Source organism: Terriglobia bacterium, from assembly GCA_020073085.1.
Taxonomy (GTDB): Bacteria; Acidobacteriota; Terriglobia; order JAIQFV01; family JAIQFV01; genus JAIQFV01.
In genome coordinates, this window is record JAIQFV010000001.1 from 245,231 (window position 1) to 262,973 (window position 17,743).

Genomic DNA, 17,743 nt, shown 5'->3' on the forward strand with positions numbered 1-17,743 from the left:
ACTTCGAACCGTTCTGTTCCATGTCAAGGGGGCAGGAACGCGTTCAGGAGAAAGGCGAGTCTCGCAAATTCTTCCTCTCAGCACTTATTCGAGCAGAGCGCTCATTTCACGCGCCGATGAACCCGGTCCATAATTCTCCGGAAACCCTAGCCCCCTTCCCCTCGTAGAGAGACTAGCCAAGGAGTCGCTGCGGTCGGGCCGGCCAGCATGAAATCCACCGGGAATCCATAAGCAAGGGAAGCTCGCTATTCCAACCACGCCACTTGATACAGACTCAATGAACTTTCAAGGGAGAAGACCGCTCCTGCTCTCAAGCCCTCCAGGACTCCCTTATGGAACACACCATTACCTTCCCGTCTCCGGGCTCTCGATTTGCCGTTCTTTCGGCTTAATTCATCTGAAAGGAGTAATTTCATGAGAAAAGCAGTCCGCTCCTTGTTCGTGCTGCTCACCCTGGCGCTGGTTGCGTCGAGCATTCCGTCACTGGCTCAAGCTCCGACAAAACCTCCAGCCAAGGCCGCACCCACGAGCAAAGGAGTCAAGGTTGATTTCAAAGACTTGAAACTCACTAATGGCTTGCGCGTCTTGATCGCGGAGGACCATACCGCCCCGGTCATTTCGTTGGCGGTGACCTACAACACGGGTTCGCGCAACGAGCGCCAGGGCCGCACCGGCTTTGCGCATCTTTTTGAGCACATGATGTTCAAAGGGTCCGAGAATGTCGGAACCGGCGAGCACATGCTTCTCGTGTTCAACAACGGCGGCAATCTGAACGGTTCCACCAATGAGGATCGCACCAATTATTTTGAGGAACTGCCGGCCAACCAGCTCGACCTGGCGCTCTTCCTCGAGGCCGACCGGATGCGTTCGCTCCCCACGGCCATCACCAAGGACAACCTCGACAACCAGCGCAATGCCGTGCAGGAAGAGCGCCGGCTGGGGGTCGACAACCAGCCCTACGGCAAGACCGAGGAAAAATTCCAGGAGACCATGTACGACAACTTCGCCTACAAGCACTCCGTCATCGGCTCCATGGAAGACCTCAACGCCGCGAGCGTGGATGATGTCATCGACTTCTTCCATGTCTATTATGCCCCCAATAACGCCGTCCTGGCGCTGGTGGGAGACTTCAAGACCGACGAGGCCCTGGCCAAGATCAAGAAGTATTTTGAAACCATCCCCTCCCATGCCGCTCCGCCCCCGGTCGATTCCACGGAGCCGGAACAGACGGCGGAACGCCGTTTCTCCATGGAGGATCAGCTGGCACGACTCCCGCAGCTCTCCATCGGCTACAAAGGGTTCGTCGGCAACACCCCGGATTTTTATGCTATGCAGGTGCTGAACCAGGCCCTCGCCAGTGGCCAGAGCTCACGGCTTTATCAAATTCTCGTCAAGGACAAAGAACTGGTCGCGAACATCTTCGGATTTGTGCGAGAGATGCGCGGACCCGGTTACTACCAACTCACCGCGACCCTGAAGCCCACCACGAAGTTCGAGGATGTGGAAGCCGTCATCAATGAACAGATCGTGAAGTTACAGCAGGAACCCATCGCGGATTGGGAGCTCCAGAAAGCCAAGAACTCGGCGCGTCGTTTCTCCGTCCAGGCGCTTCAAAGTACGCTCGGCGTCGCCATCCGTCTCAGCCAGTACGGGGTCTATTACAACGATCCGGGCCTGATCAATTCCCAGTTTGAAAAAGTCGATGCGGTGACCAAAGCGGACGTGCAGCGAGTGGCCAACAAGTATTTGAAGGTAACCAATCGAACCGTCGCCCAAACCGTACCCAAACCCAAAGCCGCCGGCTCGCCGGCCGGCATGGGACGCTAAGAGAGGAGATCATAAAATCATGAACCGAATCATCTCAATACTGCGTCGGGCAATGTGGGCGGCAGGCGTCGGAACAATGGCCTGCTCACTCGCTTTGGCTCAGCAGTCGATGCCCCCCCAATCGGTCAAGGGCGCCGTCGTCAAAGGCAAGGCACCGGTCAGCAGTGAAGTCTTAAAAGTCAAGCTCCCTAAGCCCATGGAGAAGAAGCTGAGCAATGGGCTTCAAGTGATTGTGCTTGAAAATCACAAGCTGCCGACCTTCAACATGCAGATGGTCATTTTGTCGGGCGGGTTCTCAGACCCCTCGGGCAAGCCCGGACTTGCGCAGGGCACCGCCACTATGCTGCGTGAAGGGACTAAAACCCGGACGAGCAAACAAATTGCCGAGCAGATCGACTCCCTGGGTGCAACTCTCACGGCCAACGCCAGTTTGTCTTCGATCACGAGCACGGTTTCAGCATCGGGCTTGACCGACAATCTGGACGGGGTGATGGAACTGTTTGCAGACGTCATTCTGAATCCCAATTTTCCGGCCGATGAATTCACCAAATTGAAGACCCGCATGATGGCCCAGCTCCGGCAGGCTCGTTCTCAGCCAGGCTTCCTGGCCGCCGAAATGTTCTCGAAAGCGATGTACGGCGAACATCCGGCCGGACGCATCTTCCCAACCCCGGAGGTCATTCAGAGCCTGACGCCCGAGATGCTGGCCCAGTTCCACGCCGCCTATTACCGGCCCAACAATGCGATTTTCGCGATTGTGGGCGATGTCAAGCCGGACGAGGTGGTTGCCAAGCTTGAAAAGGCTTTTGCTGCTTGGAAGCCTGCCGACGTGCCGAAGACTGTGATTCCCAAGGCCGGCGAACCCGGCGCGGCGAAGATCCGCCTGGTTGACCGGCCGGGCTCGGTCCAAACGAATCTTCTCGTCGGGGATCTGACCATCGAGCGAACCGATCCTGATTTCTGCCCCCTCGAAGTGATGAACCGGGTGATCGGCGGTGGACCCAGTGGTCGGCTGTTTATGAATCTGCGTGAGGACAAGGGGTATACCTACGGGGCGTACAGCAATGTCAGTGCGTTCAAGTATCGCGGAGTCTTCCAGGCCAACACCGAGGTCCGCACCAACGTGACCGACGGAGCCATGAAGGAGCTGATGTATGAAATCAAGCGCCTCCGTGATGAAAAGGTGCCGGCCACGGAGTTCGAAAATGCCAAGCGCGCCATCATCGGCGGTTTCGCGCTCGAACTGGAATCTCCTCAAAGGGTGCTTCAGAACATCATTACGCAGAAACTCTACAACCTCCCGGCCGATTACTGGGACACCTTCCCCCAGAAGATCGCGGCGGTGAGTGTGGAGGATGTCCAGCGCGTTGCCAAGAAGTACCTCGACTTCGATCATCAACAAGTAGTGGCCGTCGGCGACGCCAAGCAGATTGAAGAGCCGTTGAAGAAATACGGCGCCATCGAAGTTTACGACACTGAAGGCAAGCTGAAACCTGCAGGACAGTAACCCTTCCCAACTCCGCAGGGTCAGGGACAGACACCTAACTGTTCGTGTTCTCCGAAATTGTACAGCGAGCAGGTGTCTGTCCCTTTCCCCTTTTGCATTGGTAGCCCCCGGTCCGCCGCGGCGGATTTTTCTCGCCGGGGGCTTTTGCGTTCAGATATTTTCCAAGAGCCGCCCACCCTCCCTTCAACGTGATGTCTCATCGAATGTCTCTCAATTTTCCTTGAATTCGCTCTGGCCCGGTTCTACACTCAATTTCGGCCAGTTGTCCCCCTGCCGGCTTCTCATTTCAATCCAGCGTCCGGCGACTATGAAGAATCCCTAATTGTGAATCAAGGAGCATCCGATGCGAAGAATAACATGGTTCTTTTTTCTATTATCATTCGTACCCGCAACTCTAGCGGCTCAAGAGGTGCCCAAGGTTGAAATTTTCGGAGGCTATTCAAACTTTCGGATACCGACCGGAATTAACCTGTCCCGAATCGAGGATCTGCCCGGTGTGATTACCATTACTACCGACAAGGCAAGCTTGAATGGATGGAATTTGTCGGTCACGGGGAATATCAACCGATGGCTTGGGGTGGAAGGTGATTTCGGCGGATATCGCGGCACCGTCGAAACACAGACGGGGATTATCCATCTCCCTCCCAGCATTTCGAATGGCACACGGAGGGTCAGAATTCACTCTTACATGCTAGGTCCCCGCTTGTCGTATCGTGGTGATAAGAGGATTACTCCATTCGCCCACGCCTTATTTGGCATTGTGGGCATGGTCCTCGTCGAGACGCCACCCTTGGTTGGGGGCTCCCGATACCCCTTTGGTCTGGCGCTTGGCGGAGGTTTTGATATCAACGTCGCCAGGCACATGGCCATTCGCGCCATTCAAGCCGACTACGTGAGGAGTCGTTTCGGTTTCACAGCCGAAAACAATCTCCGGCTGTCGTTTGGGGCTGTCATTCGTTTCTGAAATGGCCTGTGGGCTCGGTACCTGAAATCAGGCAGGGATGGTTGTGTCCCGACCCCCTTTGTTTATATTCTTAGATTCCAGCGCGGGAGTTTCGGGAACATTGTGTAGATTGCAGAATTGACGAGGGCCCTTTGAAGGCGCCGCTTCCGATGATCGACGGGGTTAGCCCATGTTGCCAATGGCTTCCGCCAGGTCCCTGGAAAACTATTCTGGGTTTTCTGGAGGAACGGCACTGTCGCGTGGAAATCTCAACCTGGCTATCCCGGATGGCAAGGGGGCAGGTAGTGGATGAATCCGGGCATCCCCTGAATTCAGAAAGTCCTTATCGTGTTGGATCCTGTATTTATTACTACCGCGAGATTCAGTCGGAAAAAAGCATCCCCTTTCCTGAGACCATCCTTTATCAGGATGATCACCTTCTGGTCGTCGATAAACCCCATTTTGTGCCCGTGGTCCCCTCCGGACGATTTCTTCATGAGACGTTGCTCGTCCGCTTGAGGAAGAAAGGGGGGCTGGAATCCCTCGTTCCCATGCATCGCATCGACCGGGAGGCGGCCGGGGTTGTCCTTTTTTCTCTCAATCCAGCAACAAGAGGACAGTACGCGTCACTTTTTCAAACTCGGAACGTCAAGAAGGTGTACGAGGCTCTGGCGGGTACCCTTCCGTCGCTCAGCTTTCCTATGACGCGTCGCAGTCGAATCGCGGCGGGGGAACCATTCTTTCGCATGAAGGAAGTCGAGGGCGAACCAAACTCCGAGACTTACATTGAGGTGCTTGAGAAAATGAATGACGTGACTCGATATCAGATGACTCCCGTCACCGGCAGAAAACACCAGATCCGCCTGCATCTCTCGGGGTTAGGGATTCCGATCGTGAATGACAAACTCTATCCTGTCATGAAGCCCGCTGAGGATGATGATTTTTCCAGCCCACTTCAACTCTTGGCAAAATCGATTTCCTTTCACGATCCTTTGACCGGGCAAGAACGCTGCTATGAAAGCATGCGAGCACTTCATTGCGGCGAAGTGACATAACGGCGGAGGCAGATCTCAGCAGTCACCAGGTTTCGAACTTGCCTCATGGAGAATTTTGTTGAGCCTCGCGTCCTTTTCATCCCAGTCATGAAATCGACGGACCGGCAAACCTGGCTTCGCATAGTCCATACACCGACCAGGCCCCTCCTATCCATTGGGTTTCAAACCCAATGGTCACGCGCCAACGCCAGAACCGTCATACGACCTCAATCCTCAAGATGAACCCAAAAAGTGGATGAGGGAGATGCGATTCAATCACGTTTCCTTCATTTAAACCGCATGGACTGTGAGGGTCCGCGTTGACCCGGGTTTAACCCTTGGGATATGATTGGCCTCAACATAGACGAACGTCCCCCATGCGGGTGGGCGGTATTCGACCCTGGCACAAGAGATCATCGCGCATTGAACGAATTACACTCCTAACATTTAGGGATTGTTCCGAAACACGATCCCCAACGTATTCAGTATGGACAGGTTCGAGGAATTATATCGCCGGCATGTCCAAGCGGTATTCCGCTTCGCGCTCAGTTATGTGAGCCGGCGGGAAATTGCGGAAGAGATCACGAGCGAGGCGTTCCTCGCGCTCCTGCGTCACCTCGATGGGATTGACCCGGCGCAGCTCCCGGGATGGTTAATAACCGTCGCTCGTAACCGGGCGCTCGACTACTGGAGGCGCAGGGCAACCGAGCAGAAGTACGTTGACGGGTGGGAGGATCCTCCGCCCATTGAAGTGAGTTGGACAGACGCATTCATAATAGACAATCCGGATTTGAAACCGATTCATCGGCTGTGCCTCACCTTGCGTTACGTGGAAGGCATGAGCCGGGCAGAGATAGCCCAATCCCTCGGGCTCTCGGAAACGCAGGTCAAGGGCCATTTGCAGTACGGGCTTCAATTGCTTCGGAAGACGATGGCAGAAAAGGAAAGAAAATGAACAAGCTCCCTAACGACCTCGACGCCTTTGAGGCGGAGGGAATCAAGGAATCAGGCGATTTTTTGGAATCGCTCCGGAGGCAAAGATCCGCCTGCCCGCCCGTGCCGATGCTCCGTGCGGCCCACGCCGGAGTGCTTACAGAGGAACTGCAATCCGCGGTCACGGCCCATATCGGCAGCTGCCGGTTGTGCCGAGTTCTGCAAGCGGACTTTTCGGCTTTGGATTCGACCGAGGCCTCCCCGCAAGAGGTGGAGCAGATCCTGGTCCGGGTGCGTCATCAAGCCGGCAAATCGGATGGCTCCTCGTTTTGGAGATTCAATAACTTTTCATGGCGGACGGCGTTTGCAGCGGTCGCTTTGGCCCTCGGCGTTGTCCTCCTCGTGTGGGAGTTCAAGGCTCCGCAACAGCCAGGTCCGGTCTCCTCACCGGTGGCGGAAGTGAAGCCGGCCCCCCCCCCTCAGACCCCCGAAGCATTCCGGCTGGAAAAGCCGGCCGTGAAGATGACACTCGGCGCCCTCACCTGGAGAAGCAACAAGAACGGTCGTAACCAGTTCCTCAAAGACATTTCACCAGCGCTCGAAGCCTATCGCAATAATAACTTTAACGCCTCCGCCGACTCCCTCCAGAGGCTGTCGGCAAAATACAACAAATCGGTCGAGGTCTTCTTTTACCTCGGAGTCAGCCGTCTTTTCCTCGCAGAGTACCCAGCCGCCATCAAGGCGCTCGAACAGGCCGCACGCCTCGCAGATGATTCATTTTCCTCCGACGTTTTGTGGTATCTTTCTATCAGTTGCCAGCGCTCCGGGCAAACCGAAAGGGCCCGGGGTTATTTGCAGCAACTCTGCGGAGGATCGAGCGGGTATGCCGCGCGTGCCTGCGCGGCACTGAAAGAACTTAAAAGCTCTGCGAACGCCCCGCTTCGCTAGTCTTCCTCCTACCGACCAGCAGCACGATCACATCTATGAAGAAGTTTTTGAGGACAGCTCGTCTCCTGGGGGGCGTCGCGGTTGCCCTATCTTATCTCTCTGCGTTGACGCCACAAATTTTTGCCGTCGGCCGTTCAATAGAAAATCTCCAAGACGTCAAGGCACCGAGTACCCTCGAAGAAGAATTGAACGCCGCTGACCGGCTGGTCGCCGAGGGAAAGGGCGAAGCAGCGCGCAAGCTTTATGAAGCGGCAGCCGCGCGCGCCCACAACGAGAAGAACGGCGTCCTTGAATCGCGTGCCCTGGCTTCCATCGGACGGCTGCTTTCCCGTGCAACCAAATACGTTGAAGCCCAGAAGTATCTCATCCAAGCCCTGCCGCTGGCCGAGGATGCCGGCGACCCTGCCGCCGTCGCGCGCGTGTGCAATTCGCTCGGGATCGCGGCCCGATACATGGGTAAAGCCGACGAGGCCCGGACCTGGTACAAGAAAGCAGCGGAAGCCGCCGGACGAGCCGGGGACCTCCGACTCCAAACCGACAGTCTGATCAACCTCGCTGGCTTGATGGATTGGTCTGACCCGGACGCCGAGAGAATGATCCGCGATGCCATAGGAGTCGCAGACAAAATAGGCGCCAGGGATCTCGAGGCGCGGGCCTTTCATCGATGGGGAGACTTTCTTTTCACAGGCGGCGATTTTGCTGCGGCGATGGAAAAACTGGAGCGCGCTGCTGTACTCTTAGGGGAATTCCGGGATGACGAAGAGCTGGCCAGGGTCTACACCAGTATGGGCCGATTGAACCGCGCGCACGGCCGGCCGGCCGAAGCGATCCCGCTCTATGAAAAAGCCCTCCATCTTCAACAAGAGGTGAGCGACAAGGTCGGCGTGATCCAGAGCTTGAACGCCATAGGAGTGGCTTACCAAAGTCAAGACGATCACAAACGGGCCCGTGAATACTTCGAAAGGGCTTACGAGCTGGCCCTCAAGACCGATTCTCCCCGCATCATCGATTTCATGCGCGCCAATCTGGCCGGAAATCTTATCGATCTCCAGGAATACGCGCGAGCTGCACCCCTCCTGGAGGAAGTGCTGCGCCGCGGTGCAGACTCTAATCTGGCGTACCGCCACGCTCAGCTGTCGGCAGCATACGAAGGGATGGGACACCTTACCACCGCACGTGTGGAAGCTGACAAAGCGGTGGAATTGGCGTCCGCCAGAGTGGATTACCTGCCGGCGGCCATATCTCAAAGGGCTGAGGTTCGAGAACTGCAGGGTGATCTCCCTGGCGCGATGGAGGATGCGCTGGAAGTCATCCGCGTGACCGAGGGGATCCGGGAGAGGCTTGTTCCTCTGGATTTCATGAAACAGGGGTTCAGTTCATATTACCAATTGGGCTACTCCTTCCTGGTAGGGCTATACCACCGCCTTGGAAAACCGGAGAAAGCGCTCGAGGTGGCTGAACTGGCCCGAGCGCGGGCCTTCCTGGATTTACTCGCCACCAAGGAAGTCCGCTTGAAGGCAACTGACGAATCCAAGGTCGCCGCCCTTCGCCTTGTCCAAAAGGAACTCAAGGCGCAAGGCATCGATCCGGTGGAAGCCTCCAGCGATTTAACTAACAAGTCCAACCCGGCGAAGCGGGCCGGCGAAGCAGATTCCCTGCTCCAACAATGGAAATCGGCGAGTCCGGAACTACAGAGCTTCGTTGCGGGAACCCCGCAGACAGCCGCTGAGATCATCGCCACGGCGGCCCATCTGCAGTCTACGATCATCAGTTATTGGGCGGGAAAGGATGCGCTTTACATCTGGGTGGTCAAGCCTGACGGCCATGTGTCGTCACGGCGGGTGGAGGTAACCGAGAGACGTCTGACCGAACTCGTCAATGCGGCCTCAGCGGTCGGATCTTCGAACCGGCAGGGTTCAAGCCCAATTGTGCGAAGATCTGCTCAGATAGTATCCGCTGTTGCTTCGAAGGAGGATTGGCGGGAGCTATATAATCTGCTCATTTTGCCCTTGAGACAGTGGCTCCCGTCCCGGGGACATCGCCTGACCATCATCCCGCACGGTCCTTTGATGCGACTCTCGTTCGCGGCTCTGACAGACGAGAAAGGCCGATATCTGTTGGAGGAATACCCGTTGCACTATGCCCCGGCCGCAGCGCTCTTGGAATTTTTGGCGGCGAGAAGGCACGAAAAGGACGGTGTCCCCCATTTCCTGCTGGTGGCCGATCCGGCGTTCCCTCCCGCCTTGAAGAGCGAAGACCGGCTGTCACCGTTGCCGGGCGCGCGCGCGGAGGTTCGGGGAATTGCCCACCTTTTGCCGGCGGAGGCGGTCACCATGCTCCTAGGCCCGCAAGCCAACAAACAGGCGGTCACAGATTGGATGAGCCGCTCCTCGGTGATACATTTCGCGACCCATGGCGTGGGACAGGATTACCAACCGCTGGACTCCTATCTCGCCTTGAGCGGTGGCAACGAGGTGGCCGATGCCCGCCTGTCGGCCAGGGAAGTCTATGCCCTTGACCTGCATGCCGACCTCGTGGTTCTCAGTTCCTGTCGATCCGGCGGTGGCAAGTTGACGGGAGAAGGTATCGCTGCTCTTGCGCGGGCTTTTTTTTATGCGGGGGCTCCCTCACTCATCGTTTCGCTGTGGGATGTGCCCGACCAGCCGGCCAACCGCCTACTCCCGGGATTCTATGCCTCCTGGCTGCATGGGAGGGACAAGATCGATGCCCTGCGCGCGGCGCAGCTTCACCTGCTCGGTGACCTGCGCGCCGGCCGCGTGAAAGTCAGGACGCCGGCCGGCGAATTTGTCCTCTCCGAGCATCCGTCCCTGTGGGCCGGTTTCGTCCTTCTGGGCGAACCGTGAGCCTTTGCGGTGAACCTCGATCGCCCGGGATCGGAATTTCCAGTCGCCTCCAACCTGAAACCCTAAGTTCAGACTACTTGTCGTTCACTTGGCTGCCATTTGAAAGTATTACGCCGAGGGACCACTCGTCGTCCACTGTGCTTGTCAATCTCGTCCGAGCCCCGGGCGCCACAACACCTGTTTCCAGGCATGGAGGTAGTGATCCATGGCATCATCGTAGTTGCCCTTCGCCAGCGCTTTGTCTCCTTTCAGCACCTCCTCATTCGCTTTATTAAGACTCGCGGGATCAGCCTCCTGCTGCTGCTGAGCATCTGCAATCACCACCAAGGCCAGGAGCCGATTTGCGTTGATCAACCGGTTGATGAAGACCTGAAGAACGGCATCAGGGATGTTGCTTTTCTTATCTCTGATGAGTTCACCCAGTTTGTCGATGCTCTCCTTATCTTCATTGAAGACCCTCTCCCCAAGTTTCGTCTTCAGGTGGGTTGGATCATTCCAATAGCCACCATCGAGTGACTTCGTCAAGCGTCGGATGACTTCGTCGAGCTTCTGTCTGTCTTCTTTATCGGCGACCGTAGCGCGGAGCGCCGAGATGGCACTGAGGACACTTTGCTTGATACCGAGAGGCCCCAGCACGATGATAGATACCTCGGCGCTCGCTACTCCACCGTGTCCGTCATTCACGGTAAGCGTCATGTTGTTCACGCCAAGGGGACAGGTGAGCGTTGCCACTCCGTTGGATGCTGACCCGCACGATCCGTTCCAGGAGAATGCGAGCGTGCCTCCGTCAGGAGCGCTGCCGGAGCCGCTGAAATTGACGCTTGCGCCTGGGGGTGCCGTGGCATCGATTATTTGATTCGCCCCTGCAATGACTGTAGGTGGCAAGTTCTGGATTCCCGGTGCACCTGGATCAACGATCTCTCCATTGGCGATGCGGTCGGCATCGAACGGAGCGAAGCCGTCCGTCAGAGTCAGGATCACATTGTTTCCGGAGAACACCGCATTTTGGACCCTCATAAACTGCCCGGACGGGCCTAAGATCTTCCAATAACTATTGGCGGGGCCGGGCAGAGAGATCGTGACCGTAATCGTTCCGCCGGGTGACACTCCAGCTACTGAGAAGGCAATCATTCCATAGGGGAACTGTACCCCGGGCGGAAGTTGTCCCAAGGCGGGTGAGACGCTTACGGCATGCAGTGAAGTCCCGGGCGGAGACGTGATAGTGATGGGCCCGGCCGGACCAATGACGGTGGCGATATTTCGCGCTGAGACCGTGAGACTGGCGGTGGCGGTGTGCGTCGAAGACGCCGACGTGCCGGTCACTGTGATGGTGGCTGTTCCACCCGTGGTCAACGTGCTAACGACGAGGGTGAGAGTGGAGCTACCGCCCGCCGTGACCGAGGCGGGGCTGAACGAACCCGTCACGCCGGGGGGAAAACCTGAGACGGCAAGGCTAACATTCTCCGCAACGCCACTCGTGAGAGCGGTAGTGATCGTGAAGGTGGTCGTCGCGCCCTGAGTCAGCGATGCGACGAGCGGGCTCATGGCGATCGAGAAGTTATTCGCCGCTGTGACCGTGATGGTGGCGGTGGTCGTGTTGTCGGATAGATTGGGCTCCGCGAAGGCGACGCACCGCGGGTTCGGGGGGCAGGCGGTCACGGTAGCGGTGTTGGTCAGGGGAGCCGATGCCTGGCCGGCAGGCAGAGCGGCCGCATCGATGACGGCATCGTATTCAACGGTCCACTTTCCACCCGGGAGCAACATTTGCTGTAGAGTTGAAGCGGTGATCCAGGTGCACGTGAGTACCTGCGGTGTGCCACTCACCGTACAAGTGGGCAGGGGCTCTCCCGCAATGAGAGGAGTCCTCGGGTTCCCCGGGGTCGCGGAATTGATTGTCAGCCCCGCTGGCAACGTGTCCGTCAAAGTGAACACTCCGGACGCGGTGCCGCTCGTGGGTCCGTTGCTCACTTCAATAGTGTAGTGCACCGTTTCCCCAACGCCTGCCGTGGCCTTATCGGACAGCTTTCGCACGGCCAGGTCCGGAGCGCTCACGGTGATGGTGGCGGTGGCCGTGTTGTCGGCTAGATTGGGCTCCGCGAGGGCGGTGCAGGGGCTGGAGGTCGGGGTGCAGGCGGTCACAGTGGCGGTGTTGGTCAGTGTAGCTGATGACTGTCCGGTGGGCAGAACCGACGTGTCAACGACGGCATCGTATTCGAGGGTCCACGTTCCGCCAGGAGGCAGTTGATTCTGGACAGAACTGTAAGCCCATGTGCAAGTGAGTACCTGCGGAGAGACCGACACCGTGCAGAATGGCATGAGCTCTCCTGGCAGGAGTGGGACTCTCAGGTTCCCCAGGGTCGTGGAATCAATCGTCAGCCCCACCGGCAACGTGTCCGTCATCATGATTTCCCCATATGTGGCGTCGGCATTGGTTCCGTTGCTCACTTCAATGGTGTAGTGCACCGTTTCCCCGACGCCTGCCGTGGTCTTACCGGACAGTTTCCGCACGGACAAGTCCGGACCGGGTAGAGGGGCCGCCACAAACATGAAGGCATGGCCTTGCCCGTTGATTCTGCCATTCCCTGCGATCTGTCCATTGTCATTGACAGTCACTGCCGAATCCAAACTCTGCCAGGCCGGGGACGTGCTCGAAATAGCCTTCATCACACCGTTTCTATAGATGAATGCACGCTGTCCGTTCGCTGTCGTTGACGCACCCACCGTCGTGCCCGAGCCATTGACAGCGATCGCCCAGCTCCGTGCCCCCCCCAGCGTTCCGAGGTCAATCATCGCGCCTTGATTGTACAAAAAGGCATGATAGCCCCCGGTTCCCTTATCGACACGACCCACCACTTGGCCAGAACTGTTCATGGCAACAGCAAAACTCGACAGTCCCCCGGCGCCGATGTCATTCATCACTCCGCGGTCATAAAAAAAGGCATGCTGGGGGTTGGATGCCGCTGTCGACTGTCCCATCACCTGCCCCAGGTCATTGATGGCGTGGGCTTCGCTATGGCCAAAGAGCCCCCCTCCGAGTGTACCGAGATCCGTCATCCCGCTGGTGCCATAGAGGAAGGCATGAAATCCACCGGTACTTTTATTTGCCGCTCCCACCACCTGGCCGGAGTTGTTGATGGCGTAAGCCGTGCTATCCGGTCCACCAAGTGTGCCGAGGTCCGTCATTCCGACGCTGCTGCTATAGAGGAACGCATGCGTGCTTCCATCGGCAGTAAATGACCATCCGGTCACCTGGCCGGAGTTGTTGATGGCGGTGGCAAAGCTGTCTCTTCCACCGAACGTGCCAAGGTCGGCCATCACCCCGTTGCTGTAAAGGAAGGCGTGCGCGACGCCCGCGGCCGTCATGGAATACCCAACCACCTGGCCGGAATCGTTGATGGCGGAAGGTATGATGTATGTCCCTCCTGGAAGCGTGCCAAGATCGGTCATCACCCCGTTGCTGTAAATAAAGGCGTGTGTCGCGCCAGTGGCGGTGTAGGAGTAGCCGACTACCTGGCCCGAACCGTTCATGGCCGTGACAGCACTCGCTTGCCCACCGAGCGTACCGAGATCAATGATGTTGAATGCCTGCTCCGGCGGCGGCGTTATAAACGCATTAATGGTGATCAAAATGCTCGTTATGGCTGTCAGTCCGTTCGCGTCGGTGACGAATACGGTGAAGGTATAAATGCCTTCCAGCGGGGAGGGGTTGGATAAAATCCCGGTTGCCGCGTCAATCCTAAACCCGACAAGAAATCCTGGCGCGCTCCAGGTATACGGCCCTGTGCCACCGGAGGCCGACAACGCAAGGCCGTACGGGGCACCCTCCGCCCCCTCTGCAACTGCAGGGGTAATAATGGAAAAGTCGATGACGGTGGGTCCTGCGAGTTCTCCCGTTGCAGGAAGTCTCCCCCCGATGGCTCCGTCCGATGCTTCGAAGTGGTAGGTGTGCGACCCGACTGCGAGAGTTGTAGTGAACGTGTACTGCTCGCCATCCGTGAAATTGCCATTGCGTAACACGGGGTCCGTGGCCGCGGTGTCCTGCGACATCGCTGAACAGGCGCCGTCGATGCAGACGTTGACCGAGGTGGGCGTCAGATTCCCCGTGTGTGAATAGACGGTCTTGAAAGTAAACACGGTAGACGCGGTGCCGGTGTCGGGATTGACGCCATCGGTCCCATACCCGGTCTCACCAGAATAAGAAAGCATTGGGGCCGGAGGAGGAGGGGGGGTGTTTATCATGGCGATGGCATGGTTATATCCTGAAGCGACTGCCGCAACGTTTGCCAGTCCACTTACTTGAACGGGGAGATCGTTTTCAACGGTCGGCTGGTTGTCGGCCGGGTTTCCGGCCAGGTAAGTTCCCCACGCCCAGACCGTCCCGTCGCCCATGAGGGCCAGCGTGTGGTTCATCCCTGCCGTGACCGCGATGACGTTGTTCAATGCATTCACCTGAGCGGCGGGAGTATGGCTCCGGGAATTAGTCCGGCCGATGGGATCGTTGGTCCCGTTGCCGAGCTGACCGAACTGGTTATTGCCCCACGTCCAGACGGTGCCGTCGCTCTTGAGGGCCACGGTATGACTGCCGTGACTGGCCACGGCGGTCACACCACTCAGTCCGGCCACCTGAGAGGGAGTCGGGCCGGGGGAATAGACGCTCCCCACTAACACGGAATCTCCCCAGGCCCAGACCGTCCCGTCGTTTTTGACGGCAACGGAATGCCCTTCGCCTGCGGCTATGGCGACGGCGCCAGTGAACGCGACTACAGGCAGAGGTTCTATTCCGGCCGGTTCGAAAGCGAGTTGCAGGGAGGCATTGGATCCCCAAGCCAGGACCGTACCGTCGCCCTTGAGGGCGAGGGTATGAGCGGATCCTGCGGCCACTGCGGTTACACCAGTAAGCCCATTCACCTGGACGGGAGTAAAACTATCAGAGTTTGACCCGTCACCGAGTTGGCCATCGGTGTTACTGCCCCAGGCCCAGACGGTTCCATCGCCTTTGATGGCCACGGCATGCGATAAACCCGCAGCCACTGCGATCACCCCGCTAAGGCCCTGCACCTGAACGGGTGCTAAGCTATCAGTGGCTGTACCGTCGCCCAACTGACCTCGCTGGTTAGAGCCCCACGCCCAAACCGTGCCATCGCTCTTGAGCACATAAGTGGAGCCCCCGCCTGCGGCCACGGACAAAACATTGGTAAGAGGCTGGCCCAAACCGTCGATCACCACATCCACACCAGAAAATTTATCGGCGTTCGTTCCGTCGCCGAGCTGGCCGTAAAAGTTATTGCCCCAAGTGAAAACGTCCCCGCTCGTTATCCTAATGGCCGGACGGGATCTGGCCTCGTTGAAGGTGGGGTGGGTGCTGGCGCACAGCGTGAGGGCAGAGAGAGCAATGATATTCAGCAACTTCATGAGTAAGCCTCCTCCAAATGGAAATTGAAACGGCTTGACCCCCGTTCCAATTACAAAAACAAAAATATCAATGTGAAACCCAGGGAGCCGTTCCAATCAACGACTGAAAGGGATTTGGCCTCGGTTAGGCCAGCCACCCAAATAATCCGAACTGCATTTATGCCGTTCTGTTTTCAGGAACGCCTCTTTGGGTTTCTCGAAAAAAAGTAGATCCGTTTACGGCCGCGCGCCTCGAAGGCGTCATTGTTGCGCTCAATCCTTCAGCATTGAGCGTCTCCTGCCGTGCCTCCAAGGACGGTGATGTGGCTTCCGAAGACTCAGTGCCAAAGGCCGCAAATATGACGACGGAAATCATCATGAAGACAAGCTTTTTCATGTAGGATCGCCCCCTGGAGCGCTTGGGTTGCGCTGCTATCTGTTGGGAATACGCGCGGGGCGTGGAAACGGAACAAATCAATCTTTAGGAAAATCTACTGGCGTGACCCGTTGAATCGGGTGATCCCAATGGCTCCTCCGCCGAGGCAGGGCGGCCAGTGGCGCAGCCTCACCATCCCGTGGGTGCGATCATGGCCGCAGTCTGCGCATTGTCAGGGTCGTGCGCCAGCATCCGGAGGCCTGCGAGGAGTGGACGTTGGGTATCCGACAAGGGAACAGGTGAGTATTTAGTTGATATGACCCGGTAAGAAAATGACGCGAAGGTGAGAGGGGCGGTAAGAGATGACTCCAATCGGACGGATTGGAAAAGAGTGGAGACACCGCGGAAAAGAATCCGTCGCTACCAGATAGTGGCGGGGGCCTTTTTCGAATGAAAGAAGTTGAGGGGGACTCAAACTCAGGGATCTATTCGGATAGAGCTTTAATTTGTGACCTCCTTTTTCTGAACTTACCTCTGCTTCGTCCGTTTGCTGTCGGACGTTTTACATACTCTGACATTTTCCGCGCGTCCCGGACAAGTGGAGCCAGGAAAACCGTGGAGCACGGGATTACCTACTTGAAAAGCTTGCGGAGCGGATGCGGACCAACTGCGTCCGTAGAACCGCTTGACCCCCAACCACCAACATCCACGAGCGGTTTGCCATCCACGGAAATCTCATGAAATCCACGTAGCCCGCTGGAGGAATTGCCCCAAGCTTCGAACTCGACCACAACGACTCTCTTGCCAGAGCTCTTGAGCTGGTCGCAGAGACCTCGCCCCGAGGCGACCTCCTCATAATGCGGATCCTCGACATATCTGAATCGAACCGGCTGGGCTTCGGGGTTTTCAGGCATGTATTTGTCTGGCGCACATTCCCATGTCATCTCTTTCTTGACACGGACATACTGGTCACGACTGGGCGCAACGATGACTACACTCAAAACAGCAACCAATGCGGTGCAGATGCCAACCACAATACGCGCATTTCGCCTGACGCCTTGCGGAAACAACCACGAGGCGGCTGAGGACTTTCTAAAAGCGGCCGCCAAAGCGTAAGCCGTGACCAGCAATAGTAGTGGTACTGCCATGACTGTTATCATCGTTATTGCTCTCATCTTTTGAGTCCGGTCGTGTCTCGTTTGGGCTGGAAGTCGATTTCATACCCTTGTCTTGCACCGCTCGCCAGTTCAACCTTTAACATGCTTTGCCTCGGGTCCTCCCATATCGGTTCTAAGCGGATGGTTCTCTTGAGTGTTGCGGCGTTGAGAGGATACCTCTTCCATTCCTGTCCGTATTGGACATAAATGATGTTTGTTGCGTTTGGTTCAGGCAAATCAACTGGGTGTGGAACCGGGTGTGACATTATGATGATCGCCCGACTGCTCTTCCCCTTGCCAAAGAACGAGTACTGACAATTTTCAACACTTCCCCCAATACCGATTCCCTTCAGTTGCGCGATTTCGGCGTTAGAGAGGCGCGCACCGGAAATTCCTAGGATTTTGTCCAGCGAATCTGAGATCACAAGCGGTTCGTCGGAGGGGGACCATTTCATGATTCGGATGGTCAGTCGTTGGTCACTCAGCTTCGCGGCTGTCAGCCCGATGATCCCAGGCAGATAGAATGACCAAACCATAATGGCCCCCACCAACGCGAGCCGCGCCGCTGCATGTGCCCGCACCAAACTCACATAAGCGGAGAACACGAGAACAAGCGAACCGAGGAGCGATACGTACTTCCATGTACTAATTGGTGCTCCCCAAACAGCCCACCCGAGGGCATAGAGAACAGGGACTCCCGTGACCACACCCGCGGTGAGATATAGGAGGAATGGCAGCATGGTTAAGGGCCTCCCCTGGAGGA

The 17,743-nt window shown here is 57.2% G+C and carries 11 protein-coding genes; 7 read left to right on the plus strand and 4 right to left on the minus strand.

Going from position 1 to position 17,743, the window contains the following annotated elements:
• Positions 1-414: 414 nt before the first annotated feature.
• The 7 genes from LAO21_00980 (at position 415) to LAO21_01010 (ending at position 10,056) form a co-directional block, all read left to right on the plus strand.
• Positions 415-1,827, plus strand: coding sequence for an insulinase family protein (locus LAO21_00980; protein MBZ5551262.1), 1,413 nt, complete (start codon positions 415-417; stop codon positions 1,825-1,827).
• A gap of 19 nt (positions 1,828-1,846) precedes the next feature.
• Positions 1,847-3,334 carry an insulinase family protein gene (locus LAO21_00985; protein ID MBZ5551263.1) on the plus strand — a complete coding sequence of 496 codons (1,488 nt, stop codon included), beginning with the start codon at positions 1,847-1,849 and terminating at the stop codon, positions 3,332-3,334.
• 343 nt (positions 3,335-3,677) lie between these two features.
• A complete protein-coding gene (locus tag LAO21_00990) occupies positions 3,678-4,298 on the plus strand; it encodes a porin family protein (protein ID MBZ5551264.1) in 621 nt (206 codons plus the stop codon).
• A 149-nt stretch (positions 4,299-4,447) separates the two neighbouring features.
• Positions 4,448-5,332 carry a pseudouridine synthase gene (locus LAO21_00995; protein MBZ5551265.1) on the plus strand — a complete coding sequence of 295 codons (885 nt, stop codon included), beginning with the start codon at positions 4,448-4,450 and terminating at the stop codon, positions 5,330-5,332.
• Between the two features lie 466 nt (positions 5,333-5,798).
• On the plus strand, positions 5,799-6,266 hold the full coding sequence (locus LAO21_01000) for a sigma-70 family RNA polymerase sigma factor (protein MBZ5551266.1): 468 nt from the start codon (positions 5,799-5,801) through the stop codon (positions 6,264-6,266).
• On the plus strand, positions 6,263-7,192 hold the full coding sequence (locus tag LAO21_01005) for a hypothetical protein (protein MBZ5551267.1): 930 nt from the start codon (positions 6,263-6,265) through the stop codon (positions 7,190-7,192). The genes LAO21_01000 and LAO21_01005 overlap by 4 nt, the downstream gene beginning before the upstream one ends.
• A 35-nt stretch (positions 7,193-7,227) precedes the next feature.
• A complete protein-coding gene (locus LAO21_01010; protein ID MBZ5551268.1) occupies positions 7,228-10,056 on the plus strand; it encodes a CHAT domain-containing protein in 2,829 nt (942 codons plus the stop codon).
• 144 nt (positions 10,057-10,200) lie between these two features.
• Here the strand turns inward: LAO21_01010 and LAO21_01015 are convergent, their stop codons facing one another.
• The 4 genes from LAO21_01015 to LAO21_01030 form a co-directional block, all read right to left on the minus strand.
• Positions 10,201-15,468 carry a DUF11 domain-containing protein gene (locus LAO21_01015; GenBank protein ID MBZ5551269.1) on the minus strand — a complete coding sequence of 1,756 codons (5,268 nt, stop codon included), beginning with the start codon at positions 15,466-15,468 and terminating at the stop codon, positions 10,201-10,203.
• Positions 15,469-15,625: 157 nt separating this feature from the next.
• Positions 15,626-15,844, minus strand: coding sequence for a hypothetical protein (locus tag LAO21_01020; GenBank protein MBZ5551270.1), 219 nt, complete (start codon positions 15,842-15,844; stop codon positions 15,626-15,628).
• Positions 15,845-16,455: 611 nt separating this feature from the next.
• The gene (locus LAO21_01025; protein ID MBZ5551271.1) at positions 16,456-16,971 is read right to left on the minus strand and encodes a hypothetical protein; all 516 of its coding nucleotides are present in this window, start codon (positions 16,969-16,971) and stop codon (positions 16,456-16,458) included.
• Positions 16,972-16,994: 23 nt separating this feature from the next.
• Positions 16,995-17,720, minus strand: a complete 726-nt coding sequence (locus LAO21_01030; GenBank protein ID MBZ5551272.1) for a hypothetical protein — start codon at positions 17,718-17,720, stop codon at positions 16,995-16,997.
• Between the last annotated feature and the right edge of the window lie 23 nt (positions 17,721-17,743).

Coding starts and splice junctions, on each gene's coding strand:
- LAO21_00980 (MBZ5551262.1), top strand. CDS start 415: ATGAGAAAAGCAGTCCGCTCCTTGTTCGTGCTGCTCACCCTGGCGCTG.
- LAO21_00985 (MBZ5551263.1), top strand. CDS start 1,847: ATGAACCGAATCATCTCAATACTGCGTCGGGCAATGTGGGCGGCAGGC.
- LAO21_00990 (MBZ5551264.1), top strand. CDS start 3,678: ATGCGAAGAATAACATGGTTCTTTTTTCTATTATCATTCGTACCCGCA.
- LAO21_00995 (MBZ5551265.1), top strand. CDS start 4,448: ATGATCGACGGGGTTAGCCCATGTTGCCAATGGCTTCCGCCAGGTCCC.
- LAO21_01000 (MBZ5551266.1), top strand. CDS start 5,799: ATGGACAGGTTCGAGGAATTATATCGCCGGCATGTCCAAGCGGTATTC.
- LAO21_01005 (MBZ5551267.1), top strand. CDS start 6,263: ATGAACAAGCTCCCTAACGACCTCGACGCCTTTGAGGCGGAGGGAATC.
- LAO21_01010 (MBZ5551268.1), top strand. CDS start 7,228: ATGAAGAAGTTTTTGAGGACAGCTCGTCTCCTGGGGGGCGTCGCGGTT.
- LAO21_01015 (MBZ5551269.1), bottom strand. CDS start 15,468: ATGAAGTTGCTGAATATCATTGCTCTCTCTGCCCTCACGCTGTGCGCC.
- LAO21_01020 (MBZ5551270.1), bottom strand. CDS start 15,844: ATGAAAAAGCTTGTCTTCATGATGATTTCCGTCGTCATATTTGCGGCC.
- LAO21_01025 (MBZ5551271.1), bottom strand. CDS start 16,971: ATGGCAGTACCACTACTATTGCTGGTCACGGCTTACGCTTTGGCGGCC.
- LAO21_01030 (MBZ5551272.1), bottom strand. CDS start 17,720: ATGCTGCCATTCCTCCTATATCTCACCGCGGGTGTGGTCACGGGAGTC.